The 24,088-nt window shown below is 67.8% G+C and carries 22 protein-coding genes and 1 riboswitch; of the genes, 10 read left to right on the top strand and 12 right to left on the bottom strand.

From position 1 onward, the window contains the following. Window positions 1-3: 3 nt before the first annotated feature. Complete coding sequence (locus tag NL241_RS09705; protein ID WP_487691276.1) at window positions 4-579, bottom strand: cob(I)yrinic acid a,c-diamide adenosyltransferase; 576 nt, start codon at window positions 577-579, stop codon at window positions 4-6. Window positions 580-756: 177 nt separating this feature from the next. Here NL241_RS09705 and NL241_RS09700 point away from each other — a divergent pair, with 177 nt between their 5' ends. From NL241_RS09700 to bluB, 5 genes are read left to right on the top strand one after another with little or no spacing between them, the layout of a single operon-like run. Then, entirely contained in the window at window positions 757-1,677 is a 921-nt protein-coding gene (locus tag NL241_RS09700) for a ferredoxin-like domain-containing protein (RefSeq protein WP_494397402.1), read from the top strand. Then, window positions 1,674-2,351, top strand: a complete 678-nt coding sequence (locus NL241_RS09695; RefSeq protein WP_494397401.1) for a precorrin-8X methylmutase — start codon at window positions 1,674-1,676, stop codon at window positions 2,349-2,351. The genes NL241_RS09700 and NL241_RS09695 overlap by 4 nt, the downstream gene beginning before the upstream one ends. Then, window positions 2,348-3,862 carry a precorrin-2 C(20)-methyltransferase gene (locus NL241_RS09690; protein ID WP_494397400.1) on the top strand — a complete coding sequence of 505 codons (1,515 nt, stop codon included), beginning with the start codon at window positions 2,348-2,350 and terminating at the stop codon, window positions 3,860-3,862. The genes NL241_RS09695 and NL241_RS09690 overlap by 4 nt, the downstream gene beginning before the upstream one ends. Further along, window positions 3,859-4,641, top strand: coding sequence for a precorrin-4 C(11)-methyltransferase (gene cobM, locus NL241_RS09685; RefSeq protein WP_494397399.1), 783 nt, complete (start codon window positions 3,859-3,861; stop codon window positions 4,639-4,641). The genes NL241_RS09690 and cobM overlap by 4 nt, the downstream gene beginning before the upstream one ends. Further along, window positions 4,638-5,288 (top strand): 5,6-dimethylbenzimidazole synthase, encoded by a 651-nt coding sequence (bluB, locus tag NL241_RS09680; RefSeq protein WP_494397398.1) that lies wholly within the window; start codon window positions 4,638-4,640, stop codon window positions 5,286-5,288. Before cobM ends, bluB begins: the two co-directional genes overlap by 4 nt. A gap of 24 nt (window positions 5,289-5,312) precedes the next feature. Here the strand turns inward: bluB and NL241_RS09675 are convergent, their stop codons facing one another. From NL241_RS09675 to NL241_RS09635, 9 genes are all read right to left on the bottom strand, one after another. Next, window positions 5,313-7,226, bottom strand: coding sequence for an HNH endonuclease signature motif containing protein (locus NL241_RS09675; protein WP_494397397.1), 1,914 nt, complete (start codon window positions 7,224-7,226; stop codon window positions 5,313-5,315). Between the two features lie 186 nt (window positions 7,227-7,412). Beyond that, window positions 7,413-9,479, bottom strand: coding sequence for a propionyl-CoA synthetase (locus NL241_RS09670; RefSeq protein ID WP_487691262.1), 2,067 nt, complete (start codon window positions 9,477-9,479; stop codon window positions 7,413-7,415). Further along, window positions 9,442-10,683: a GAF domain-containing protein gene (locus NL241_RS09665; RefSeq protein ID WP_494397396.1), complete on the bottom strand. Its 1,242-nt coding sequence runs from the start codon at window positions 10,681-10,683 to the stop codon at window positions 9,442-9,444. The genes NL241_RS09670 and NL241_RS09665 overlap by 38 nt, the downstream gene beginning before the upstream one ends. Before the next feature lie 309 nt (window positions 10,684-10,992). Next, window positions 10,993-11,415 (bottom strand): hypothetical protein, encoded by a 423-nt coding sequence (locus NL241_RS09660; RefSeq protein ID WP_487691260.1) that lies wholly within the window; start codon window positions 11,413-11,415, stop codon window positions 10,993-10,995. Then, window positions 11,412-11,774 carry a glycerol dehydratase reactivase beta/small subunit family protein gene (locus NL241_RS09655; RefSeq protein ID WP_487691258.1) on the bottom strand — a complete coding sequence of 121 codons (363 nt, stop codon included), beginning with the start codon at window positions 11,772-11,774 and terminating at the stop codon, window positions 11,412-11,414. Before NL241_RS09655 ends, NL241_RS09660 begins: the two co-directional genes overlap by 4 nt. Further along, window positions 11,767-13,626: a diol dehydratase reactivase subunit alpha gene (locus NL241_RS09650; RefSeq protein ID WP_494397395.1), complete on the bottom strand. Its 1,860-nt coding sequence runs from the start codon at window positions 13,624-13,626 to the stop codon at window positions 11,767-11,769. The genes NL241_RS09655 and NL241_RS09650 overlap by 8 nt, the downstream gene beginning before the upstream one ends. 15 nt (window positions 13,627-13,641) lie before the next feature. Further along, the gene (locus tag NL241_RS09645) at window positions 13,642-14,238 is read right to left on the bottom strand and encodes a propanediol/glycerol family dehydratase medium subunit (protein WP_487691254.1); all 597 of its coding nucleotides are present in this window, start codon (window positions 14,236-14,238) and stop codon (window positions 13,642-13,644) included. Then, complete coding sequence (locus NL241_RS09640) at window positions 14,235-15,956, bottom strand: propanediol/glycerol family dehydratase large subunit (protein WP_487691252.1); 1,722 nt, start codon at window positions 15,954-15,956, stop codon at window positions 14,235-14,237. Before NL241_RS09640 ends, NL241_RS09645 begins: the two co-directional genes overlap by 4 nt. 9 nt (window positions 15,957-15,965) lie before the next feature. Beyond that, entirely contained in the window at window positions 15,966-16,394 is a 429-nt protein-coding gene (locus tag NL241_RS09635) for a diol dehydratase small subunit (RefSeq protein ID WP_487691251.1), read from the bottom strand. Window positions 16,395-16,677: 283 nt separating this feature from the next. Here NL241_RS09635 and NL241_RS09630 point away from each other — a divergent pair, with 283 nt between their 5' ends. The 3 genes from NL241_RS09630 to cobA all read left to right on the top strand — a co-directional run bounded on the left by NL241_RS09630 (window position 16,678) and on the right by cobA (window position 19,412). Further along, window positions 16,678-17,424: a (2Fe-2S)-binding protein gene (locus NL241_RS09630; RefSeq protein WP_494397394.1), complete on the top strand. Its 747-nt coding sequence runs from the start codon at window positions 16,678-16,680 to the stop codon at window positions 17,422-17,424. 102 nt (window positions 17,425-17,526) lie between these two features. After that, a complete protein-coding gene (locus NL241_RS09625; protein ID WP_487691247.1) occupies window positions 17,527-18,300 on the top strand; it encodes a LuxR C-terminal-related transcriptional regulator in 774 nt (257 codons plus the stop codon). Then, on the top strand, window positions 18,297-19,412 hold the full coding sequence (cobA, locus tag NL241_RS09620; RefSeq protein WP_494397393.1) for a uroporphyrinogen-III C-methyltransferase: 1,116 nt from the start codon (window positions 18,297-18,299) through the stop codon (window positions 19,410-19,412). The genes NL241_RS09625 and cobA overlap by 4 nt, the downstream gene beginning before the upstream one ends. Before the next feature lie 112 nt (window positions 19,413-19,524). Here cobA and NL241_RS09615 read toward each other — a convergent pair whose 3' ends face one another. After that, a complete protein-coding gene (locus tag NL241_RS09615) occupies window positions 19,525-20,244 on the bottom strand; it encodes an MIP/aquaporin family protein (RefSeq protein WP_487691243.1) in 720 nt (239 codons plus the stop codon). Between the two features lie 315 nt (window positions 20,245-20,559). On the opposite strand from NL241_RS09615, the gene NL241_RS09610 reads away from it, so the two are divergent. Beyond that, on the top strand, window positions 20,560-20,958 hold the full coding sequence (locus NL241_RS09610) for a GlcG/HbpS family heme-binding protein (RefSeq protein ID WP_487691241.1): 399 nt from the start codon (window positions 20,560-20,562) through the stop codon (window positions 20,956-20,958). A 156-nt stretch (window positions 20,959-21,114) separates the two neighbouring features. Beyond that, window positions 21,115-22,632 (top strand): glycerol kinase GlpK, encoded by a 1,518-nt coding sequence (gene glpK, locus NL241_RS09605; protein ID WP_494397392.1) that lies wholly within the window; start codon window positions 21,115-21,117, stop codon window positions 22,630-22,632. Window positions 22,633-22,660: 28 nt separating this feature from the next. Here the strand turns inward: glpK and cbiE are convergent, their stop codons facing one another. After that, window positions 22,661-23,887, bottom strand: coding sequence for a precorrin-6y C5,15-methyltransferase (decarboxylating) subunit CbiE (gene cbiE / locus NL241_RS09600; RefSeq protein ID WP_494397391.1), 1,227 nt, complete (start codon window positions 23,885-23,887; stop codon window positions 22,661-22,663). Window positions 23,888-23,902: 15 nt separating this feature from the next. Continuing rightward, window positions 23,903-24,080, top strand: a riboswitch (cobalamin riboswitch). Window positions 24,081-24,088 lie beyond the last annotated feature (8 nt).

Raw genomic sequence — 24,088 nt, 5'->3', positions numbered from 1 at the left:
CTCTCAGATGCGGGCGCCGCCGGGCACCCACAGCACGTCACCGTGCTCGCGGTTGCAGTAGCGCGCGAAGATGAAAAGCAGATCCGACAGGCGATTCAGGTAGGTCAGCGTCAGGCGGTTCATCGTGTCGCCGTGCTCGGCGCGGGCGGCCCAGGCCGCGCGTTCGGCACGACGGGCGACGGTCCGCGCGACGTGCAGATGGGCCGCCGCCGGCGAGCCGCCGTTGAGGATGAACGACCGCAGCGGTTCGAGCTGGTCGTTGTAGTGGTCGCACCACTTTTCGAGCCGGTCCACATACTCCTGCGTGACCCGTAGCGGGGGATGTTTCGGGTTGGCCACCACCGGCGTGCTGAGGTCGGCACCGACGTCGAAGAGGTCGTTCTGCACGTGGATCAGGACGGCGGCGACGTCATCGTCGAGGTCGCCGACGGCCAGCGCGACGCCGATGTGCGCGTTCGTCTCGTCGACGGTCGCGTAGGCCTCCAGCCTGGTGTCGAGTTTGGAGGTCTCACTCATATCGCCCAGGCGCGTGCTGCCGCCATCGCCGGTGCGGGTGTAAATGCGGGTGAGGTTCACCATGGCAGGAGGTCCCCGGCCACTGTCACCGACGTCGACATAAAGTCCTCCAGGAGATGGATGGCAGGGCCGCTCGCTCGCGGGCTCCGACGCGGAGCCTCAAGCCGACGCTTGGTTGACCACAGCGTGGTTCTACCATAGGTACAGTAGGGTGACCTGCGCAACATCCGGGAGGTGAATATGACTCAAGTCGGTTCAGCCGACGCGTCTGCCGAGGCGACGTCGACGATCACCCGCACTCGCGCCGACATGTGCCCCGGTGCGTGCCGGCCGTGGCGGGCCGACGACGGACTTCTGGTCCGGCTGCGGCTGGTCGGCGGCCACCTGCCGGTCGGCGCGCTACGCCGCCTCCTGGAGGTCAGTCAGGTGTACGCCGACGGGCGAATCCACCTGACCACCCGCGCCAATCTCCAGATCCGCGGGCTGCCCGGGGACGACCGGCTGACACCGCCGGCCCTGTCCGCGCTGGAGTCGACGGGGCTTCTGCCGTCGGCCACGCACGAACTGGTACGCAACATCCTGGCCTCACCGCAGACCGGTTACGCCGGCGGACGGGCCGATCTGCGCCCGGTGGCCCAGCGTCTCGATGCCGCGCTGCGCGCCGATCCGGCGCTGGCCCAGCTGCCCGGACGCTTCCTGTTCACCCTCGACGACGGCCGCGGGGACCTGATGACCCGCCTGACGGGGGCCGGACGGCGCGGAACCGACCTGGGACTGGTCGCCCTCGACCACCGGGCAGGGCAGCTGCGGATCGGTGATCACTGGGGTGAAGTGGTGCCCCTGGACGAGGCCGCCCTGCACCTGGCCGGTCTCGCCACCGCGTTCCTGCGAGCCAGGGGCGCCGGCGCCGAAGCGCCGTGGCACCTGCGTGAGCTCACCGGACCACTGCGCACTCCGGCGACCCCGGACCGACGCCTGCCGCTGCCGGCCGCCCCGCTACGTCATGGCAACGTCGACGGTGGTATCCACGTGCATGTGCCTGACGGCATACTCCACCCTGTGCAGACCGAGGCATTACTTGAGCGCATCGACAGTCATGCCGCCACCGTCGTCGTCACCCCCTGGCACGGCATATTCGTCCCATCGGAGGAGAAACGATGACCAGAGCCGCCGACCAGCTGACGCGTCCCACCAAGCGCTACGACTACATCGATGACGGGCCGGCCATCTACGTCGATTCGTTCGCGACGATTCGCCGGGAGGCCGATCTGTCGGCCATCCCGGCCGAGGCCGAGAAGCTCGCGGTGCGGATGATCCATGGCACCGGCCAGCCGAACCTGGTGAAGGACTTGGCGATTCATCCCGATGTGGTGTCGGCCAGCCGCACCGCGCTCGCCGCGGGCGCGCCTATTCTGTGTGACGCCCAGATGGTGGCCACCGGCGTCACCGCGAGCCGGCTGCCCGCCGGCAACGCCGTGCACTGCTTCCTGCACGACGAGCGGGTGCCCGCCCTGGCGCGGGCCTGGAGCACCACCCGCACCGCCGCCGCGGTCTCGTTGTGGGAACCCCTGATGGACGGCGCCGTCATCGCGATCGGCAACGCCCCCACCGCACTGTTCCACCTGCTGGAGATGCTGCTCGACGGCGCTCCCCGGCCCGCGGCCATCGTCGGCTGCCCCGTTGGATTCATCGGGGCCGCAGAGTCCAAGGAGGCGCTGATCTCGTTCGCCGACGACCACGGCATCGACATTCCGTACGTGACCATCCGCGGCCGGCTCGGCGGCTCGGCGATGACGTCATCGGCACTCAACGCGTTGGCCTCGGAGGCAGAATGACCGGCAGCTTCTACGGCGTCGGACTGGGACCCGGCGACCCCGAGCTGATCACCCTCAAGGCTGCCCGGCTCATCGGTGAGGCCGACGTCGTGGCCTACCACGCGGGGGTCAACAAGAGGTCCTATGCGCGCAGCATCGCCGCCGACCTGATTCGCGACGGGGTGATCGAAGAGGAACTGCGCTACCCCGTCACCACCGGAACCACCGATCACCCCGGCGGCTACGCCGGCGCGCTCGCCGATTTCTACGAGGAGTCGGCCGCCCGGTTGGCCACCCACCTGGCCGCAGGCCGGTCCGTGGTACTGCTGGCCGAGGGCGACCCGCTTTTCTACGGCTCGTACATGTACATGCACGACCGGCTCAGCGCCGACTACCCCACCGAGGTGGTTCCCGGTGTGCCCGCATTCGTCGCCGCCACCGCCGCCACCGCCTCACCCCTGGTCCGCCAGACCGATGTCCTGACCGTCCTGCCGGGCACGCTGCCCGAGGCCGAGCTCGCGCGCCGCCTCGCTGACACAGACGGTGCCATCATCATGAAACTGGGCCGCACCTTTCCGGCGGTGCGCCGGGCACTTGCGTCGGCCGGGCGGCTGGCGCACGCGATGTACATCGAACGCGCCAGCCATCCCGAACAGCGGTGGATGCCGGTGGCCGACGTCGACGAAGCTTCGGTGCCCTACCTGTCACTGATCGTCGTCAACGGCGATTCGGTCAACGGGCAGCGCACCCGGCGCCCCGGTGAACTGGTCGCAGAAGTCGCGACGCCCAGCGTGGAGACCGCCGCCGAACTTCTGGTCATCGGCTTGGGTCCCGGCCCGCAGGACTGGCTGACCCCCGAGGCCACCGCCGCGCTGGCCGAGGTGAACCACGTGGTCGGTTACGCCCCCTACGTCTCCCGGGTGCCGCAGCGAGAAGGCTTGCAGCGGCACGCATCCGGCAACACCGTCGAAGTGGACCGCGCCCGCTTCGCACTGGATCTGGCGAGTCGCGGCGAGAAGGTGGCCGTGGTGTCCGGCGGCGACGCAGGCGTCTTCGGGATGGCCTCGGCGGTGTTCGAAGCCGCCGACGATCCCCAATTCGCCCATGTACCGGTGCGGGTGCTGCCCGCCGTGTCCGCCGTCCAGGCCGTCGCGGCCCGCGCCGGCGCACCGATCGGCGCGGACTTCGCCGTCGTCAGCCTGTCCGACCGGCTCAAACCCTGGTCGGTCATCGAGGCCCGCCTGCGCGCGATCGCCGAGGCCGACCTGGTGCTCGCCATCTACAACCCCGCCTCCCGCACCCGCCCGGACCAGATCGCCGTCGCCCGTAAAGTGTTGCTGGAACACCGAAGTGCCGACACTGTGGTGACCATCGGTCGCGACGTGGGCCGCGCCGAGGAATCGCTGACCGTCACCACGCTCGGCGAGCTGGACACCGACACCATCGACATGAAGTGCCTGCTGCTGATCGGCGCCTCGTCGACCCGGGTCACCGACGCAGGCCGGGTCTGGACACCGCGGTGGGTCCGGTGAACTCGCCGGTGCAGTTCGTCGGCGCGGGACCCGGTGCTGCCGACCTGCTGACCGTCCGCGCGGTGCGACTGCTCGGCGAGGCCGACACGGTGCTCTACCCGGGCACCTACCTCGACCCCGCGGTCCTCGAGAGCTGTTCCCCGACAGCCGATCTGGTGGACACTCAGGATCTCGACCTGGATGCGATCATCGCCCGGATCGTCACCGCGCATCAAGCCGGGAAACGGGTGGTGCGCCTGGTATCCGGCGATCCGACGATCTTCAGCGCGGTGTCCGAGCAGACCCGCCGCCTCGACGCCGCAGGCGTGCCGTGGGCGGTGACACCGGGGGTGCCCGCCTACGCCGCGGCCGCCGCGCGGGTGGGCCGGGAACTGACCGTCCCGTTGGTCACACAGTCGGTGGTGCTCACCCGCACCCAGCAGCGCTCGACGGCCATGCCGGAGTCCGAATCACTGGCGGCCTTCGCGGCCACCCAGGCCACCCTGGTGCTGCACCTGGCCATCACCCGCACCCGCGAGCTGATGACCGAACTGGCACCGTCATACGGGCTGGACTGCCCCGTCGTCGTGGTCTACCGCGCCTCACAACCCTCCGAGGTCGTCCTGCGTGGCACCGTCGCCGATATCGCCGACCAGGTGGACGAGGCCGGATTACGCCAGGCCGCAGTCATTCTGGTGGGCCGGGCCCTGGCGACGCGCCCGGACAGCTGCGCCGGCGACAGTCACCTCTACGATCCTCAGCGCGACCGCACCCGCACACACGTGGGCGGCCGCCTGTGAGCGCTCCGGCACAGCATGCCACCGCCGGCCTCTACGACATCATCCACCGTCGCCGCGACACCCGCCGGGAGTTCACCGGCCAACCGGTGGCTGCTGACGTGCTCGACCGGGTCCTGTCCGCCGCCCACGCCGCGCCGTCGGTGGGCATGTCGCAGCCGTGGGATTTCGTCCTGGTCCGCTCACCGGAGACGCTGGCGGCCTTCCGTGACCACGTAGCCGTCGAACGCCAGGTATTCGCCTCTTCGCTGCCCGAGGAGCGCGCAGAGACCTTCGCGCGCATCAAGGTCGAGGGCATCTGCGAGTCCGGGCTGGGGATCGTGGTGGGTTACGACCCCACTCGAGGTGGCCCCCACGTGCTGGGACGGCACGCCATCGACGACGCCGGCCTGTATTCGGTGGTGTGCGCGATCCAGAATCTGTGGCTGGCCGCTACGGCGGAAAACCTTGGGGTGGGCTGGGTTTCGTTCTACCGCGAGGAATACTTGCGCGCCCTGGTCGGCATGCCGGCACACGTGCGCCCGGTCGCGTGGCTGTGCGTGGGTCAGGTGGCCGACCTGCCCGACACCCCGGATCTGGAGCGCTACGGGTGGCGCGGACGCGCTCCTGTGCACACCGTTGTGCACCAGGAGCGCTACACGCCGCGCTAGTTTCTGGCAAGCTCGCCGTTCAGGTCAGAAGGGCGGCGGGTCGTTGGGGTCGGCGTTTTGGGTGTGGTCTCCGAAGAAGAGGCGGTAGCCCCAGTTGTCTTTGGGGGCGGCCGCGCGGTGGGTGGGGGTGCCACCGCTGGCGCGGTGGGCAGCGTTGAGTGCGCGCTCTGCGGCGATGCGGTAGGCGCGGTCTTTGGCCTTGGTGCGTTTTCGTTTCGGCATCTTCACCGACTTGTCGGCGGCCGCTTCTTTTCTCGGGCTGCCCCGCTGCACCGGCGCCGAAGTGGTGTTCACCCGGGGGAACAGGATTCGGCTCAGCGGGATGCTGGTGTAGGTGTGGCCGGTGGGGGTGGTGAAGATGACGGTGCCGTCGGGTTTTTGGACTTCGGACCAGCCGTCGCGGAAGGTTTTGATCAGGTGGTGATGGCGGCAGTGGCCCTTGAGGTTGGAGGCATGGGTGGGCCCGCCGTCACCCCAGGGGATGGTGTGGTCGAGGTCGGCGTCGCGGATGGGGCGATCGCAACCCGGAACCCGGCAGGTCAGGTCACGGGCTTGTACGAATTCGCGGTCCGCGGCGCGGATGCGGTAGCTCTCGGTCGGATCGACCGCCGGGGCCTTGATGGGACGGATCTTTGCGCCGGCGGCGATCAGGGCCGCGATCAACGCATTCGGCACCACCCCGTAGCCGGGGATGAACCCCGGCACCGTGCCCGTCTTGGGAGCCGTTGGGGCGGAAATGGTTTCGTCAGCCGCTGGCGTTGTCGCAGCAGCGGGCTCTGACTCGGGCTCATCCGTCTCGGTTACCGCCGCGCCTGCGTGAGTGGTTTCGCCGGCGGTAGGAGCCGCGCAGTGCCGCGGCGGAGAGGAGTGCGGCTGCTGGCCGGAGTCGGGTCCGGTTTCGGCGGCGGTCCCCTGAGCGTCGTGATCGGTGTCGGTCTGTGCGTTCGGGGTCGGCTCGTCGGGCGGATCGGCGGCCTCGGACTGGTCGACCTCCGCAGCCGCAGGCTTGGTGTCCTTGGTGGGGTATGTGATGGTGACGTTGGTGGGGCCGGTGGGGAACACGCCGTCGCCGTGGATCAGCGGATCGGGGTCACCCTCCAGCGCAGGGGCCTCGGCGTAGATGTGCACCACGAACCGCGACGCCACCCCGTCCTCGACGGCCGCGGGGCAGATCTCAGAGCCGCACAGGCATTTCAGGTGATCGGCATCGGCGCCGAGGGCTTCGGCGGCGTCGGCGAGCCGCTGGTCCAGCGTGCGGGGATCATTGGGGCACACCGCTTTGGCCATGGTGCGCAGTCTGCCCATCAGCAGGGCGCCGCCGGGTTTGGTCAACCGCAACGTGAGGGTGGTGATGCCGGCCTTGTCATCGGTGTGCTCCACGGTGACCCCACGCCCGCGGACGGTGTTACGGACCCGCCGCACCGCATCCGGGTCGAACCGTTCGACCCACACATCGACGGCGTTCTTCAGTTTGTAGTACGACAGCCCGCTCCACCCGCACGTGGTGGCCGCCTCGACACACGCGGCGTCGATGGCGGCCAGAGCCTCGTCATCGACCACCAGTAGGGTGCGTTCCACCACGGTGGCCATCACCCGCGCGGAGATTTCCCCACGGTGGAACAGGGCGGCGAGTTGGGGGAAGCGGTCCCGCATCGCCGCGCCGACTTGTAGATCGTTGAACGCCCAGCGCGCCGAGATGCCGAACGCGATCCCCATCTGGGCCACCACATCGTCTTCGGCGTCGATGGCACACAAACCGGCGTCCTCGTCCTCGGCGGCGTCGGCCAGGAACACCGCTGCCCACTCGGCCAGCGCCGCCAACCGCTGTGCTTCCGCGGCGGCGGCCACCCGAGCCCAGCTCACCGCGGCATCGACGACCGGGGCGGCAGCACTGCCACCTCGCAACTCGTCGATCATCGTCGGTAACTGGGGGAACATGCCCCGACCATACCGACCACCACCGACAAAAACCTTCACGAAAAGGTAAGCCGCAGAACCCTTTTACTGTCGCTCGATTGTCGCGCCCAGGCGGGCACAACGGCCCGGGCGAGGCTCCAGTCCCGCCGGTCTGGCGACGCGAGCCCAGGTTGAAGTCAGTACTGCACCCGAAAGTGACTCAGGGCGTCAGTTCTCCAGCACCGGGCGCAACGCGTGCAACACGGCGGGGTCCTCGATGGTCGACGGCACCGCTTCGTCCACCCCGTGTGCGATGTTGCGCATCGCCTTCCGCAGGATCTTGCCGGAGCGGGTCTTCGGCAGCGCGGGCACCACATCGACCAATTTGAACGAGGCCACCGGCCCGATCTCGTCGCGTACGGTGGCGATCAGCGCCGCTTCCACACCGTCGGCCTCGGCGTTGGCCTTGAGCACCACGAATCCGCGCGGCACCTGCCCCTTGATCTCGTCGGCGACACCGATCACCGCGCATTCGGCCACCGCGGGATGCGAGGCCAGCACCGCTTCGATGGCGCCCGTCGAAAAGCGGTGTCCGGCAACGTTGATGACGTCGTCGGTGCGGCCCATCACGAACAGGTAGCCGTCCTCGTCGACATAACCACCGTCACCGCTGAGGTAGTAACCGGGGAAAGCACTCAGGTACGACTTCTCATAACGGCTGTCATCACCCCACAGCGTCGCCAGGGTTCCCGGCGGCAGCGGCATCTTCAGGCACACCGACCCCTCCTCCCCTGGGCCGCAAGGCTTTCCGTACGGGTCGAGGACCTCGAGGTCATAACCCGGCATCGGCACCGTGGGTGAGCCGGCCTTGATCGGCAGCAGCTCCACCCCCGCAGGGTTGGCGGCGATGGGCCAGCCGGTCTCGGTCTGCCACCAGTGGTCGATCACCGGGATTCCCAGCTTTTCGGAAGCCCAGTGGTAGGTGTCGGGATCCAACCGCTCACCGGCCAGGAACAGGTACCGCAGGCCACTCAGGTCGTAGCGCTCCACATGGGCCGCGGTCGGGTCCTCCTTGCGGATCGCCCGGATGGCCGTCGGCGCCGTGAACAACACCTTGACGCCATGCTCGGCGATGACCCGCCAGAACGCACCGGGGTCGGGAGTGCCGACGGGCTTGCCCTCGTAAAGCACCGTCGTCGCACCGGCCAACAGCGGCGCGTACACGATGTAGGAATGGCCGACCACCCAACCCACATCCGAGGCGGCCCAAAAGACGTCTCCCGGCTCGATGTCGTAGATGTGGCGCATGGTCCACAGCAGGGCCACCGCGTGGCCACCGTTGTCGCGCACGATGCCCTTCGGCTTACCGGTGGTACCCGAGGTGTAGAGCACGTACAGCGGGTCGGTGGCGGCAACCGGCACCGGGTCGGCGGGCTCGGCGGACGCCATCGCCTCGTGCCAGTCCACGTCGCGTCCGGCGGTCAGGTCGGCCCGCAACTGGTCGCGCTGGACGATGACGGTATGGCGGGGCGGATGCGTCGACGCGGCCAGCGCGGCGTCGATCATCGGCTGATACGGCACCACGCGGCTGGGCTCGATACCGCACGACGCCGACACCAGTACCACCGGCTGGGCGTCGTCGATCCGGGTCGCCAGCTCGTGGGCGGCGAATCCCCCGAACACCACCGAGTGCACCGCGCCGATGCGGGCACACGCCAGCATCGCGATGACCGCCTCGGGGATCATCGGCATGTAGATCACCACCCGGTCACCCTTGGTGACACCGAGATTGCGCAGCACACCGGCGAAACGTGCTGTCTCGTCCAGCAGTTCGCGGTAGGTGTACCTACGCTGCGACCCCGTCACCGGTGATTCGTAGATCAGCGCGGACTGCTCGGCGCGCCCTCCGTTGACATGCCGGTCCAGCGCATTCACACACGTGTTGAGTTCGCCGTCGGGAAACCAGCGGTACAGCGGGGGGTGACTGTCATCGAGTACCTGCTGCGGGGCCCGGGTCCAGGTCACCTCGTCGGCGGCCCGCGCCCAGAAGGCGGCCGGCTCGTCGATGCTCGCGCGGTACAGCTCTTCGTAGCTCGTCATTCTGCGTTGTGCTCCATTCGTGCTCGTATCGCGCGGACCGTTGTGGCTGCGTTGCCGACGACGATCGAGGCGAGTAAATCGCAAAGCCGCCCCTATCGGAAATGCTTGAACCGCTTTCCCCGACTTTCGGATAGCTCTCCTGCTCTCAGCGAGCGGGCTAACCCAGGTCGAGGTCCAGTGCGACCAGGTGTCCACGGGCTTGGGCCCGGCTCACCGATCCCACTTCGGACATGTTGTGCAGTAGTTGCCAGCCGTCTCGGTCGTCGCGGCCCTCCGGCAGTTCCAGCCACCGGCGAAGCAGGATGACGTCGCGGGTGGCGACAACCGCGGTGCGCAGCGTCGTACTCAGTTCGGTGCGCAGCCGCGCGATGCCCGGCGAGAGGGAACGCGGCAACAGTGCGCCGGTGTAGTGGTCCAGCGCCGTGGACACATCGCCGGCCTGCACTGCGTCGAGCACCGCGGACAGATCACATTCGACGGGCTGCAGCAGCCGGTACGGCCGCGACCCGACCATTCCCGGCAACACCCGCCGCATCCGGGAGACCTCGGCTCGCACGGTGCCGACGTCGAGGTCCTTGTCGTCCAGCAGCAGCGCCAGGTGGTCAGCCCCGAGACCTTCGGGATGGTGTTTGAGCAGAACCAGGATATCGGCGTGCCGGGGCGCCAGCGGAACGGTCCTCACCTGGCCGTGCTCGTCGGTGACCTGCCAGCGTGGGCGGTCGACACCCAACACCTCGAACCGGGCGTCACCGATCGATGACACGTTCCGGACGGGTTCGACGAGTCGCAGCCACGCCAGGTGCTTCTCGACGGCCACTGCGGTGGCACGGACGAGTGCCAGGGTCTGCGGCGAGGCCGCATCGGGGCCGCCGGTCAGATCGATGGCTCCGAGTAGCGCCCCTGTGGTGGGATCGTGCACCGGCGCGGCAGTGCAGCTCCATGGCTGCGCGATCCGCGAGAAGTGTTCCCAACTACGGATCTGCAGTTCGCTGTCCATCGCCAGGGCGGTGCCCGGGGCGTTGGTGCCGGCGCCCCGCTCACTCCAGTCGGCACCGGCGACGAAGTTCATGGCCCCCGCTTTACGACATGCGCGCGGGTCACCCTCGACCCACAGCAAGGTGCCGTCGGCCGCCGTCACTGCCACCACGACACCGGAATCCACCGCGTCATCGACCAACAACCGTTGGATCACCGGCAACGCCGGCGCCAGGGGGCTGGCCGCACGCATCACCGCGATGTCGGATGTGGCCGGTGAGTCCGGCGCTGCGTCGTAATCGGGGTCGACTCCTGTGGCGAGGCTGCGACGCCAGCTCGCGGCGATCTCCGGACGTATCCGGGCCGCGTCCAGGCCGGACGGATCCATGTCCCCGGCGACGAAGCGTTCGTGAAGTGCGCGCACCTGTGCGACACTTCCGCGTCTAATCGTGCGGCTGCGCAATGACTTCGACACCTCCACCAGCGATCACGTTCCCCGCAGCGTCCGCCCGATGACCCGGGAAGTTCCACCCCGGACCTCGCCGCGACCGCCAGGATACCCAATCGGTCGCACCCTCGGACGATAACCCACGGCCGCCCAGCGTAACCCGAATCCCAGGCCCACCGGCTTGATTCCGTCCGCGTCCGTGCGCCGGACACACGACAGCCACCCGGCACACAGGCCCGGGTGTGCGCCGCGTGGGAGAAAACCTCGATTGTCAGGGAACCCTGTTCACCTCCCGCCGTCCAGATTCGCCTCGGCCAGCTCGAGCATGCTGCGCCACAGATCTTTTCGCTCTGTTCGGGCCTGCTCCACCACCGCCGCGCGCCATCGTGCGATGAACGGCCCGAAGCGCCGGTTCTCGTCGATCAACTCGACCGTCTCGGCCACCAGGCAGGACGGCGCCGGTTCATCGGTACCCAGCGTCCGCCACAACCGCGCCGCCGTGCGCACCCGGCGCCGATGGTCGATCAGCGCCGACAACAGCCAGCGGATGGCCCGCCGTTCCTCGTCACCGATCCACGTCGCATCACCACAGCTGTTCAGGAATGCCTGTTGCACCTTGATCGACTGGTTGAGGTCGTCCAGGATCCGGGCTTCCTCGGCGTGCGCCGGCGCCCAGTGCACGGGGCGGGCCAGTGGCTGCACGCTCATGGAAGCCCTTCGGCGCGAAGGGGTACACCCACCACGATGCGCGCGGCGTTGTGACCGAGAATGCGGGCGGCGCCCGCTCCCGCCCCGGCCGGCGACATCAGCTCTGCCAGCGGTTCGGGAAGTTTGTCGTGGTGCACACACACCCGCCCTTCGGAGTCGATCCCCACTCCCACACTCAACGAGGACCGGTCTGCGGCATGACAGGCGAGCGCAATCGCGTCCTGACCGCCGCCCGGGCGTTCGACCACCGCCGGGACACCTTCTTCTTCGATCCCGGCCAGCACTTCGCTCTCGAGCTGTCCGCCGCCCTGGCTGAGCACCAGAATGGCAGGCTTCTCCGGCTGGCCACCCTCAAGCACGTGCACCCTCCCCCGCCGCGTGCGCCGCCACGAGACCGGAGGCCACCGCATTGCGTGGCCCTTCGGTGCCGCGCACATTACCGGTGCCACAGACGATTCCGAAGGCGGCCACCGCGTCGGCAATCATGTCCGGGATCTCGAAGTCCAGCGCACAACCGCCGAGCAGCACCACGAAACCGATCCGCCGCAGATCGCCGTCGGGCGCGATGCTCCGCAGCGCCCGCAGGGCGTTCACCACGAAGACCCGCTCCTTGGCGGTCCTACGGACAGCGCGGATCCGCTCCAGCGAGTGCCGCGTCGGGATGGGATTCATCCCGCCTTCGAACTCGCTGAGTGTCACCACCCTGGCGAAGGATGTTGCCGGCAGCGGCTTTTCGAAGAACTGCACGGTCCCGTTCTCGAGACGCACGTGGAAGAAGCTCTCCGCCTTGCCCAGCGGGCAGCGTTTGATCTCCTCGGCCAGTTCGAGGTTGTCCAGCCCGAGTTCGGCGTCGATCAGTTTGGTCACCAGGTCACCGGCGCCGGCCAGATGAGTGGCCTCGATGTGGCCGTCCTGGGAGATCACCGCGCCATCGGTGGAGCCACCGCCGAGATCGAGGACCACCAGAGGCTTGTCGGTGCCGGGTGTGGTCAGCGCGCCGAGCACCGCCATCTCGGCCTCGACGCCACCGACTTTCACCACCACCCGCTCGGCACCGGCGTGCCGCAGCTGCGCTGCCACCGCATCGGCCACGGCCTGCATGCCGCTTTCCTTGGTCCGCACCATCGCCGCGAGCGCCACCGCGTTCTCCAGCGCCACCTCACCGGCGACGCCGCCTCTGACTTCCTGGGGCACCAGAGTGTCGATGGCCAGCAGATCCTGGATACGTACGTCGGCCAACTCGTGTCTGGACAGATCGGCCATGCTCTGCCGGACGTTGGCGATCATGCCGCCGGTGTTGGTTCCGGCTTCCCCCACGACATCCACCATCGGACCGACCCGGTCCACCTCGGCCATGATGTCGGCGGCACCGAGTGAGACGTCGACGGTTGCGCTGCGGTCCCGGCCGATCAGTTTCAGTGCTCCGGCGGGGATGGTGCGGTCTTCGACGTCCCCGGAAGGGGTGCGCACCACCACCGCCGAACGGTTACCGGTCAGTGCCCGAGCCACCGGCGAAACCACTTTCGTCTGTTCGGAATTCAGACCGAAGATGGTCGCCAGGCCGTAGGCGTTCGACAAGGTGCGAATGGACTGACCTGGACCCGCCACCTCGACGGCGGCCATCATTCCCCGGGGCACCGCATCGATGCGCGACACCTCGTCGATGATCGGGATCTTGACCGTGAGCCGGTTGGCCACCAGCACGGCATCGTCGTTGCCGAGGATCGCCCCGGTCACGTCGGCGCCACGCTCACAGGCCTGGTTGATCGCCGCGGCCACCGCGTCGAAATCGACACCTCTGGGCACCACCACGATCACCGGGGTCTGCGCCCCCGCATCGGCGAGCGACTCGAAGTCGACGATGACGCCCACTCCGAGTCCCCGTCCGCCCGGGGTGCGGGGATCGTGGCCGATCATCGTCGATTCGGTGATGATCGTCTCGGTGATGGTTTCCATTGCGAGCCCGCTGATCACCGGCGTCGCCTCGTTCAGGAGCACCAGATCGAGCTCGGCCAGCGCAATGCCCGCGTCCTCGAGTGCCCATGTCACCGATTTCGTGACACCGTCGACGTTCTTGACGGTGCCTTTGATCCCGGTGGTGCGCGTCAGCGCCGCACCGACGTACTCCACCTCACCCGAGGCGCCCACCGTGGCCAGACTGGCCTCGGTGGTGGAGTTGCCGATGTCGACGCCGACGACCGTTCGCTGCACCAAATCTCGCCCCGACTACCCGACCGCCGCCGTGGAGAACTCAGGTACCACCTCGACCGGGCGGGCGTTCTTGCGCACCAGTTCGGTCTCCTTGAGGTGCAGCAACGCGGCCTTGGCCTGCCACCGTGGACGTGCCATCTGGTCATTGAGAGTCGGGACCGGTTGCGGTGATTCGCCTTTGGCATACTGCGCGGCGTTGGAGCCGATGGACCGGTAGGTCTCCAGCGTCAGCAGCGGGCACTGCGGGAACAGCTCCAAGCTGGACAGCCGCGGCAGGTCGCGCTGGTGGATCATCGAGGTTCCGCGCGCCAGCAACCCGATTCCGATACCCGATCCCGACAGCTTGGCCGCGGTGTGTGCCATGTAGGCGAGGTCAGAACTGTTCTGCACGCGGATGCATCGCGCACCCACCTCCTGCTCCTCGATACCGGCGAGAATCTGACGGATCACATCCGCCAGCGGCACCCCGATGATCGTCTGGCTGAACAGGGATCCGAACCCCGGGGAGATCGCGATCACCACTTCGTCGGATCGTTTACCCCGTTCGGCGGGGCCGACTTCGGTGAACGAAATCGTTCGCTGATCGTCTTGCAGCTGGGCCGACACGGTCATTCCACCTCCACCTCGGGGTTCGACGCGCTCGTCACGTGGCGCAGCCGTTTCATCTCTTCCCAACGGGCGCCCGTCGGGCGGTAACCGGTACCGGGACCGTGGTAGTCGTTGGCGTCGTTGACCGCGGACAGCGGCACCAGCGAGGGGGTCATGATGGCCGAGGTCTGCAGCAGGTCACCCGAAATGCGTTGCCGCAGAACGTTGAGCAGGTTCTCAGCCATGTCGGTGAAGCCGGTGGCCTCCAGCGCCTTGACCAGATCCAGACCGGTGATGTTGCGATCCATCACCGTCTGCGCGCCCTTGAGGTCCTCGAGCACATCGCGCGGCAGGAGTTCGCGGCTGCCGTTGGCGTACACCGCGGCATCGATCTCGGCGTCGGTGATGGGCGGCAGATCCAGGTAGCGGAAGACCGCCTGCAGCGCCTTACCCGCCTTCGTACGCGCCGCCAGGATCTCGGACTCCTTGACGTGCCGCAACCCGCCGTCGATCTGCAGGTCGCGCTGGATGGTGTTGAAGTCGTCGAAATCGTCGCTGTCGACGTTGGAGCCGGCGAACATGTTGTCGTAGTTGGGCGTTGCGGAGTAACCCGAACACACGAAGTCGGTGCCCGGCATCATCTGCGGCATCAACCGTGCGGTCCGGCGCATCGCTGAGTGCGAGAACGACTGGTCGTTACCCGAGGCGCACTCCAGATCGACAGCCGAGGCGATGAGGTTCTCGGCGGCCACCGCCCGGATACCGGCAGGCACCGCACCCGGTACGCCGATGCACGAGATCGAGCCGTTCTGCAGGCCCTGGACGCCGGCACCCTTGGCCACCAGGATGCAGCGAATCTCCAGGTACAGCATGGACTTTCCTTGTGCATTGCCCATCTGCACCTCGGATCCGGTACCCGAGGTGAAGCGCATCTTGATACCGCGCGAGGCGTACGCCGCGGCCAGGAAGGACTTCGACCACGGGGTGTCGTCCCCGTCGACGAACACCGGTTCGGTGCCGTAGACCGAGATGGTCTCGGCATACCCGGTGATGCCACGCATACCGAGATCCAGTTCGGTGGCCTCCTCCAGCGCGCACTGGGTCAACGGTCCGCCGACTTTGACCTGGCTACCGATCTGCAGGGCCATCGCCACCAGCGGTGCGTAGCGCACCACACCCAAAGTGGTTTCCACTTCCGAGAATCCGCGCAGTGCCGCCTCGGCCGCCTCGCATGCGACCTGCAGCGGATTGTCCCTGGCGCTGGTGCAGTGCGCCTGATTGGCCGGGGTTCGTCGGGCACGCATCTTCTGCATCCCCATCATGATCTCGACGATGTTCAGATTCTTGGCCACTGCCAACAGTTTCGCCGGGGTCAGGCCGTTGGTGACGGCGATGACCTCCTTGCGGGTCACCCCCGGATCCACCAGCATCCGCGCGATCTCCTCCGCGGGGATCGCCATGGACTGTTCGGTGGTCTCGACGTCCAGCGCCCGATCGGCGATGAACTGGTCGATGAAATCGAAGTCCGCGCGTGCGACACCGTCCATCTCGACGATTACGCCGTTCTCCACCCGGACACTGGGCTGGGGATCGAACTCGCTGTCCATGGCGACCATGCCCACTTCGGGCCATTCCTCGACGAAACCGTCGAGGTTGACCGGGCGGTCCTCCAGCGCGCGCGTCCGGGCGGACTGCCGGGCGCCGTTCACGGCGCCCGGGGTGTGTACTGCTTCGGCGGTCACAAATGACTCCTATTCGCTCGTCGCCAGAATGTCGCGGCGCTCGTAAACCGCGGCCGCTTCCCGCACCAGTTCCGCCAGGAAGGTGGCGTTGTATTGGGTCTGCAATTCCTCGGCAATTGCGTCGAGTTCGGCCTTGGTCGATGCATTGGGCCGCAATGCGTTGTAGATCTCGAGAACCCGCTCGTCACTGATGGCGGTCATTTCCGCAGCGCGCCGCAAATTCGCGCCCAGCTGCTTTCTGCCGTCCTTTTCCGCGATCTGCGCCTGCAGGCGCAGCGTGTCCGGCGTGATACGCAGATCGGTCGCCTGGACATCACCCGAGACCACAGCCGCCATGGTGATGTCGTCGATTGATTTACCGGTGGGCGTAGAAAGCAGATCCCTTCGGTTGACACTCAACGGATAGTCCACCGCGGGATCGAGGTTCGGTTGCGTCATGCACAGCTCCAGAGGTGAGGGGCGACTGGGTCACCCGACGTCGGCGTAACGGGACACGTCGTCACGCGCGGCACAATTGTGGCTCGCGTCACGTTGCAGTAACGTTGCAGCTCGCGCCACTACCCGAAAGGGCAGTTCAGAGCCCACGACGCGCGCCTGATCGGCCAGGGTGCGCCCCGTCTGCGGCAATGCGGGCAACGACGCCACGAACCCGCCCGTCGTTCGGAGAGGAACGCGGGAAGCCGCCCGCACGGGCCCCACGATCGCGTTAGCGTGGCCCATCATGGACGCTTCCGATGCCCGCCCGAACCGTCGGCTCACACCTGTGGAGGCTGCCGAAATTCGGGCCCTTTTGGCCGGCCTCGGCGGATACTTCACCGCGTTGTCGGAATTCGATGTGCAAGGTCAACACCTGACCCACCTTTTCGAGCCCCCGACGCTTTCCGGATTTGTCGATCGCATGCGCACGGCGATGGCCGAATCGATGCGTTGTGACGTCGGGGACATTCCGCCGCGAGTGGCGGCATCGTCATTTCATCTGGGCGTCGCCGCGCGGCTGCTCTCACCGGCTGTGGCTGCCGCCGTCATTGCCGGCGCGGTGCCGGAATTGTCCGCCGACTCCCTGGTCTGGCAGGACACCGGGCACCATTTCCCGCGATTCGGGCTCACCGGCGCGGAATGGGTGCAGGCGCGCACTGCGGTGGAAGCGGCCCAGGCGATCGCCTGTTCCGTGGTACCGGATGTTCTCGACCCCCTGGACCAGGCGTTGAGGGCGACGACGGGGTTGTCGCCCACGGTGATGTCCGGGAACGTGGTGTCGGCCGCCAACGGCGCCGTGACCGTGCTGGCGATGTCGCGGCCGCACGATGAGGGTCGGGGCCGTGCGCTGATCCGGGCACTGCTGGACACCGAAGCACTGGCCGGCACCGCCGGCTTCGAGCCGGGCCGGTTCATCCGGCGCAGTTGCTGCCTGTTCTATCTGGCTCCCACCGGCGGGCTCTGCGGGGACTGCGTGCTGGCAGTGTCGTGAGTCGCACGAGTTGAGGTCGATCGATCTGACCACATTGCAACGTGACTGCAACGCACGCCTCATTAGCATTCGCCCCGCTAACTCGCCAGGACGGAGTCGATCATGGGTTGGTCACAGACGCGGTGTGCGCCGATCGGTCCTGCCCCGCAACGCCCCGAAACCGCCCGAACCGCCGAAACCCCGCTCCTGCAGCGAACTTTCGCGGCGCCGCGGAAGCTGCGCACGGTCTTCGTGATGGATGACGAGCTGCTGCGGCACGGGCTCGTTCACCTCGTGTCGCAGGTCGGCGTTGTCCAGCTGGTCGGCGAGCTGCGGCACGGTAGCGGCCTGGCCGAGCGCTTGGGTGCCGTGCAACCAGACCTGCTCGTGGTCGGGACGGACCGCAGCCAGGCTCTTGCTCCGTTGCTGGCCGAACTGGATCCGCGGCCCAAGGTGATCGCGGTGATGGATGACGGCTGCGCATCCACTCAGGCGGTCGAGCTGATCCAAGCCGGTGCCGACGCCCTGGTGCATCGCCGTTCACCGTCCACCGAGCTGCTGCGCGCCGTGCACAAGGTCATCGAAGGGCAGACCGCGCTGGACGCTTTCAGCGCCGAAGCGCTGATCGCGCAACTCCGGTCGACCGCGGCCGACACCGAGATCGACGAGTCGCGGATGCTGACCCGGCGGGAACGCGAAGTGCTGCTGCTGCTCATCGAGGGACTCGACAACCGGACCATCGCCACCCGGCTGTTCATCGCCGAAGCGACGGTGAAATTCCATCTGCACAACATCATGGACAAGTTCGGCGTCCACCGGCGCGCCGCGCTGATCTCCGCGGCTCTGCGGGGCAACACCGGGATTCCCGGCGACTACCCGGTGACGGTGGCCCGATGAGCGGGGCGATCTCGGTGGAGCTACCGGTCGCGGGTCGCGCCGTCCTGGTGGCGGGATCCTCGGCCCGGGCCATGACCACCACCGGTGCGCTGGTGCGCGCGGGCGCCATCGTGACGGTGGTGTCACCCGCACCGACGCCCTATCTGTCGGATCTGGCCGCCAGGAACCTCGTGGCACTGCATCGACGTGAGCTCTCGGGATCCGATATCGACTCGGTGGCAGTGGTTTTCGCGTGCACCGAGGTGGAGCACCTCGACCGCTGGATCGCCGAGCAGGCGCGCCGACGCGGGGTGTTCTGCATCGGACCCGTCGAGAAGCACCGTGCTGGGCACCGGGACCGCCGTCCCGCCGGCAGAGTGATCCTGGTGGGCGGCGGTCCGGGAGACCCGCGCCTGCTCACCATCGCCGGGCGGGACGCGCTCGCCGGTGCTGACGTCATCGTCACCGACCGGCTCGCCCCGGTGAGTGTGCTGGCCGAGCTCGCACCCCAAGCCGTCATCATCGATGCGTCCAAGATTCCCGGCGGGCGCCGGGTGGAGCAGAGCGACATCAACTCGTTGCTGATCCGGCACGCGCTCGACGGCAAGACCGTCGTCCGCCTCAAGGGCGGCGACGGATTCGTCTTCGGCCGCGGCGGTGAAGAGGTCGACGAATGTGTGCGCGCAGGCGTGGCCGTCGACGTCATCCCCGGTGTGAGCTCCTCGATCGCCGCCCCGGCGTCGGCGATGATCCCGGCCACCCATCGCGGCCTCACCCAGGGCTTCACGGTGATCTCCGGCCACGTGCCGCCTGAACATCCCGAGTCGACAATCGATTACGCGGCGCTGGCGCAGACGAACACCACGATCATCCTGATGATGGCCGTGGCGAACCTCGACGCCATCACCCGGGCTCTGATCGAGGGCGGGCTGGACCGCGCCACCCCGGCCGCGGTGATCGCCGACGGCAGCCTGCCGAGCCAGCGCGAGGTCCGGGCCCGACTCGACACCATCGCCGATGCGGCCCGCACCGCGGGCATCGGTCCCCCGGCCACCACGGTGATCGGTGCGGTGGCCGGCTTTGTCCCGGGACATGCCGTGCGGCACTCCCGGGTGAGGCTCAACGCCGGCTGAAACCGGTGCAGCTGCGCTGCTTTCAGTCACCCCGGCACCCGGCACCCGCGAAACAGCGCCGAGGGCGATGATGCCCTCGGCGCTGTCATGTCGGAGATCAACGGCCATGGTGCTACGCGACGACGGGCAGGACCGCCGCCAATCCGGCGGCCAGTGCCGCACCGGCGAGCGGCCCCACCACCGGAACCCACGAATATCCCCAGTCCGGCCCGGCCTTGTCCCTGATCGGCAGCAACCAGTACGCGATGCGTGGTCCGAGGTCGCGAGCGGGGTTCACCGCGTAGCCCGTGGGACCGCCCAGCGCGAAGCCGATGGTGATGATCACGAACGTCACGCCGGCATAACCCAGGGCCTCGTTGACACTCGGATTCGTCAGGATCCAGATGATCAGCACAAATGTGGCGATGATCTCGGTCACCAGGTTCCAGCGGAAGTCACGCACAGTTGGTGAGGTGCAGAAGATCCCGCGGGTACCCGAATTGTCGCCGTTGTTGTCGAACTGCAGCTTGAATGCCGCCCAGGCAAGCGAGGAACCCGTGATGCCGCCCAATACCTGGGCCGCCCAGTACACCGGAACCGTCGCCCAGGGCACTCCTCCGGACAGCGCGACCGCCAGTGTCACCGCCGGATTGATATGCGCTCCCGAAGGGGCCGCGATACTGGCACCGGCGAACACACCGAAGCCCCAGCCGAGCACGATGATCAGCCAGTCCCCGCCGCCACCATGCGAATACGAGTTCTTCAGGACCACCGCGGACACCGAACCGCTGCCGAGCAGGCACAGTATCGTCGTGCCGAGAAACTCCCAGATGAAGATGTCGAAATTCGACACTGACGCAACCTCTCTCGCGGCCGACATGATGAGCTCTCGTTCGGATGGATCACCGAACGTGCGTCGCAAGTCTGTGGGTGATACGCGTCACCGCAGCCGTGTTCTGGCGAGGTCCCGCCCACTTACTGGCCGGATGAGCGGCAAATACTGATCAAGAGGTGTGCTTTTGGATAGGCTCTGCGACCGGCCGAGCCCGAAACGGGGAGAAACCATCGTCTCTGCCGACGGTGCGCACTATCATCGACGACACCGCTTGTGTATTCAGTTCGCAACATCCAAACACGTTGCAGCACCATTTCTTCGAAAGGCTAGGCAATGACCGCCATTACCCTGTCCGCCGCCCAGGCCGTGCTGGAGGCCGCGACCGCGAAGGCGAACGAGATCGGCCAGCCGATGAACATCGCGGTGGTCGACGACGGTGGTCATCTGGTGGCGTTCGTTCGCATGGACGGGGCCATCAAGGCCAGCATCGACATCTCCATCCGCAAGGCCCGCACCTCGATCCTGATGAACGCACCCACCAGCGCGCTCATGCCGCTGTGCCAGCCGGGTGCCGAACTCTACGGGCTGGAGCAGACCTCGGGTGGCATGGTGATCTTCGGTGGCGGTGTGCTGCTCACCGACAATGACGTGGTGATCGGGGCCGTCGGCGTCAGCGCAGGCAGCGTCGAGCAGGACGTGTCGGTGGCAGAGGCCGGCGCCCAGGCCATCTGAGCCACTGCTGCGCTCCTGGAGTTGATCGTCAATACGGTTCTGCCTGAGAGAAATTGGATGCCGCGGCAGTGGAAACCGCGGACAGGGATCGGACTGCGCCGGTAACGTGCGAGGCTTGACGGTGCTCGGTTGTGATTGATGCGGGAAAGGAGCGTTATGTCAGAGTTCGTCATCTCGGTCGATCAGGGCACCACGAGCACGCGGGCCATGGTCTTCGACCACAGCGGCGCCGAGATCGGTCGCCATCAGCTCGAGCACGAGCAGATCCTGCCGCAGGCGGGCTGGGTCGAGCACAACCCCGTCGAGATATGGGAACGCACCTCCTCGGTGCTCACCACCGTGCTCAACAAGACCAACCTGCAGGCAGGTGACCTGGCGGCATTGGGTATCACCAACCAACGCGAGACCGCGCTGGTGTGGGACCGCAAAACCGGCAGACCCTACTACAACGCGATCGTCTGGCAGGACACGCGCACCGACCGGATCGCCTCGGCGCTGGATCGCGACGGGCGCGGTGACGTGATCCGCCGCAAGGCCGGGCTGCCGCCGGCGACCTACTTCTCCGGCGGCAAGGTGCAGTGGATCCTCGAGAACGTCGACGGTGTGCGTGAGGCCGCCGAACGCGGGGACGCGATCTTCGGCACCAGCGACAGCTGGGTGGTGTGGAACCTGACCGGCGGCATCCGCGGCGGGGTGCACGTCACCGATGTCACCAACGCCAGCCGCACCATGCTGATGAACCTGGAGACGCTGGACTGGGACGAGGAACTGTTGTCGTTCTTCGGGATTCCGCGTCAGATGCTGCCCCGCATCGTGCCGTCGTCGTCCCCGCAACCGTATGGCCACACCCTGGAAACCGGCCCGGTGGGCGGCGAGGTGGCCGTCACCGGGATTCTCGGGGATCAGCAGGCGGCCATGGTGGGCCAGGTCTGCCTGGCACCCGGCGAGGCCAAGAACACCTATGGCACCGGTAATTTCCTGCTGCTGAACACCGGCGAGAAGATCGTCCGCTCCGAGAACGGGCTGCTGACCACCGTGTGTTATCAGTTCGGTGATGCGAAACCTGTTTATGCACTGGAGGGTTCGATCGCCGTCACGGGCTCGGCGGTGCAGTGGTTGCGCGACCAGCTCGGCATCATCAGCGGCGCCGCGCAGAGTGAGGCACTGGCGCGTCAGGTCGACGACAACGGCGGGGTGTACTTTGTGCCCGCCTTCTCCGGATTGTTTGCGCCGTACTGGCGTTCGGACGCCCGCGGGGCCATTGTGGGACTGTCTCGGTTCAACACCAACGCACACGTCGCCCGGGCCACGCTGGAGGCCATCTGCTACCAGAGCCGTGACGTGGTGGACGCCATGGAAGCCGATTCCGGTGTGCACCTCGAGGTCTTGAAGGTCGACGGCGGCATCACCGCCAACGATCTGTGCATGCAGATCCAGTCCGATGTCCTGGGCGTTGATGTGGTGAAACCCGTTGTCGCGGAGACCACTGCGTTGGGGGCGGCCTACGCCGCGGGCCTGGCCACCGGTTTCTGGGCGAACCCCGACGATCTGCGGGCCAACTGGCAGGAGGGCAAGCGCTGGTCCCCGACGTGGAGTGAGGAGCAGCGGTCCGCCGGCTACGCCGGCTGGCAGAAAGCCGTCCAGCGCACGCTGGATTGGGTCGACGTCGAGTGATTTGGGCGCGTTCGTAACCGCTGAGCGGTTACGAACGCGCCGAAATCGCAGGTTTGACGAGTGCCCACTGGGTGACGGCGCGCGCCGGCGTCCACCCGGTGAACGTCCCCACCGGAGCGGCGCGTTCTATGTGGATGCGGGTCAGTTCACCGCCGTGCTCGCGGTAGGCCTCACCGAGCAACACCTCGGTCTCTACGGTGACGCCGTGCACCACCAGCCGGCCTCCTGGCCGCAGCCGCGCCAGGCATTCGGTCAGCACTCCGGCCCGGGTGGCGCCGCCGCCGATGAAAACCGCGTCCGGGGCCGGCAGCTCCGCCAACGCCGCAGGTGCGCGGCCGTTGACCACCCGCAGTGCGGGCACACCGAGCGCCTTGGCATTGCGGGTGATCCGCTCGGCCCGGGCCGGGTCCGCTTCCACCGCCACGGTCGCACACGTCGGGTGGGCGCGCATCCATTCGATGCCCACCGACCCCGCTCCCGCGCCGACATCCCAGAGCACCTGACCGGGCACCGGCATCAGCCGGGCCAGTGCGGCCGCCCGCAGATCACGTTTGGTGAGTTGCCCGTCGTTCTCGAAAGCATCGTCGGGAAGCCCTGGCGCCCAACCGGTCTGGAGAGGACCGGACAGTTCCAGTGCGACGATGTTGAGACGCGACACCGCGCCGGAGAAACCCTCGACCGTGGTGTCCACCCGGGTCTCGGCGTTGCTGCCCAAGTCACCCAGCACCACCATCCGGCTCGCGCCGTAGCCCAGCGTGGCCAGCAACGCCGCCAGCTGGCCCGGGGTGTCCTGGTCCGAGGACAGCACCACCAGGCGACGGCCCGGCGCCACCTCACGCAGCACGGCGTGCACATCGCGGCCCACCACGCTGACCACCGCTGTGGACTCCGCCGACCAGCCGAGACGGGCCCGGGCCAGCGCGGGCGAGGACACATGGGGCACCACGGTCACCTGGTCGGCGCCGAGCACGTCCACCAGCGTGGTGCCGATCCCGCTGACCATGGGGTCACCGGAGGCCAGCGCCACGACGCGGCGCCCGGCCAGGGTGTTCAGCAGCGCGGGCAGCGCGGCTCGCAACGGGCTCGGCCACGTCAGACGCTGCTGACCGGCGTCCTCGGGAAGCAGGCCCAGTTGCCGCGGTGCGCCGATGACGGTCTCGGCGTCGGTGATCAGCGACCTGGCGTTATCCCCGAGCCCGGCCCAGCCGTCGGCCCCGATACCCACCACAGTGAGACGCACGTCAGCGACCGGCACGGCGGCGATGCTAGCGTGACAGGTGCGAGGTGCCCCAGGTGCCCCCGCGTCGGAAACGGAGCGGACGGTGGCTGGGGAGAATCTGGGAAGCACGGTGAGAATCCGGCACAGGCCCGCTGCGGTGATCCGAACCCGCCCTGGCTAGGGACGAGATTCGGTCAGTCCGAAGACCGGCCTCGCACACCGTCATTCTCGGTTCGC

Source organism: Mycolicibacterium sp. SMGY-1XX (assembly GCF_059132455.1).
The sequence above is the reverse complement of the archived record's forward strand: the minus strand, read 5'-3'. Positions and strand labels throughout refer to the sequence as shown.

Bases quoted from the DNA above. Each gene is read 5' to 3' on its own strand.
- NL241_RS09705 (WP_487691276.1), bottom strand. From the start codon at position 579: ATGGTGAACCTCACCCGCATTTACACCCGCACCGGCGATGGCGGCAGC.
- NL241_RS09700 (WP_494397402.1), top strand. From the start codon at position 757: ATGACTCAAGTCGGTTCAGCCGACGCGTCTGCCGAGGCGACGTCGACG.
- NL241_RS09695 (WP_494397401.1), top strand. From the start codon at position 1,674: ATGACCAGAGCCGCCGACCAGCTGACGCGTCCCACCAAGCGCTACGAC.
- NL241_RS09690 (WP_494397400.1), top strand. From the start codon at position 2,348: ATGACCGGCAGCTTCTACGGCGTCGGACTGGGACCCGGCGACCCCGAG.
- NL241_RS09675 (WP_494397397.1), bottom strand. From the start codon at position 7,226: ATGTTCCCCCAGTTACCGACGATGATCGACGAGTTGCGAGGTGGCAGT.
- NL241_RS09660 (WP_487691260.1), bottom strand. From the start codon at position 11,415: ATGAGCGTGCAGCCACTGGCCCGCCCCGTGCACTGGGCGCCGGCGCAC.
- NL241_RS09645 (WP_487691254.1), bottom strand. From the start codon at position 14,238: ATGACCGTGTCGGCCCAGCTGCAAGACGATCAGCGAACGATTTCGTTC.
- NL241_RS09635 (WP_487691251.1), bottom strand. From the start codon at position 16,394: ATGACGCAACCGAACCTCGATCCCGCGGTGGACTATCCGTTGAGTGTC.
- NL241_RS09630 (WP_494397394.1), top strand. From the start codon at position 16,678: ATGGACGCTTCCGATGCCCGCCCGAACCGTCGGCTCACACCTGTGGAG.
- NL241_RS09625 (WP_487691247.1), top strand. From the start codon at position 17,527: ATGGGTTGGTCACAGACGCGGTGTGCGCCGATCGGTCCTGCCCCGCAA.
- cobA (WP_494397393.1), top strand. From the start codon at position 18,297: ATGAGCGGGGCGATCTCGGTGGAGCTACCGGTCGCGGGTCGCGCCGTC.
- NL241_RS09610 (WP_487691241.1), top strand. From the start codon at position 20,560: ATGACCGCCATTACCCTGTCCGCCGCCCAGGCCGTGCTGGAGGCCGCG.
- glpK (WP_494397392.1), top strand. From the start codon at position 21,115: ATGTCAGAGTTCGTCATCTCGGTCGATCAGGGCACCACGAGCACGCGG.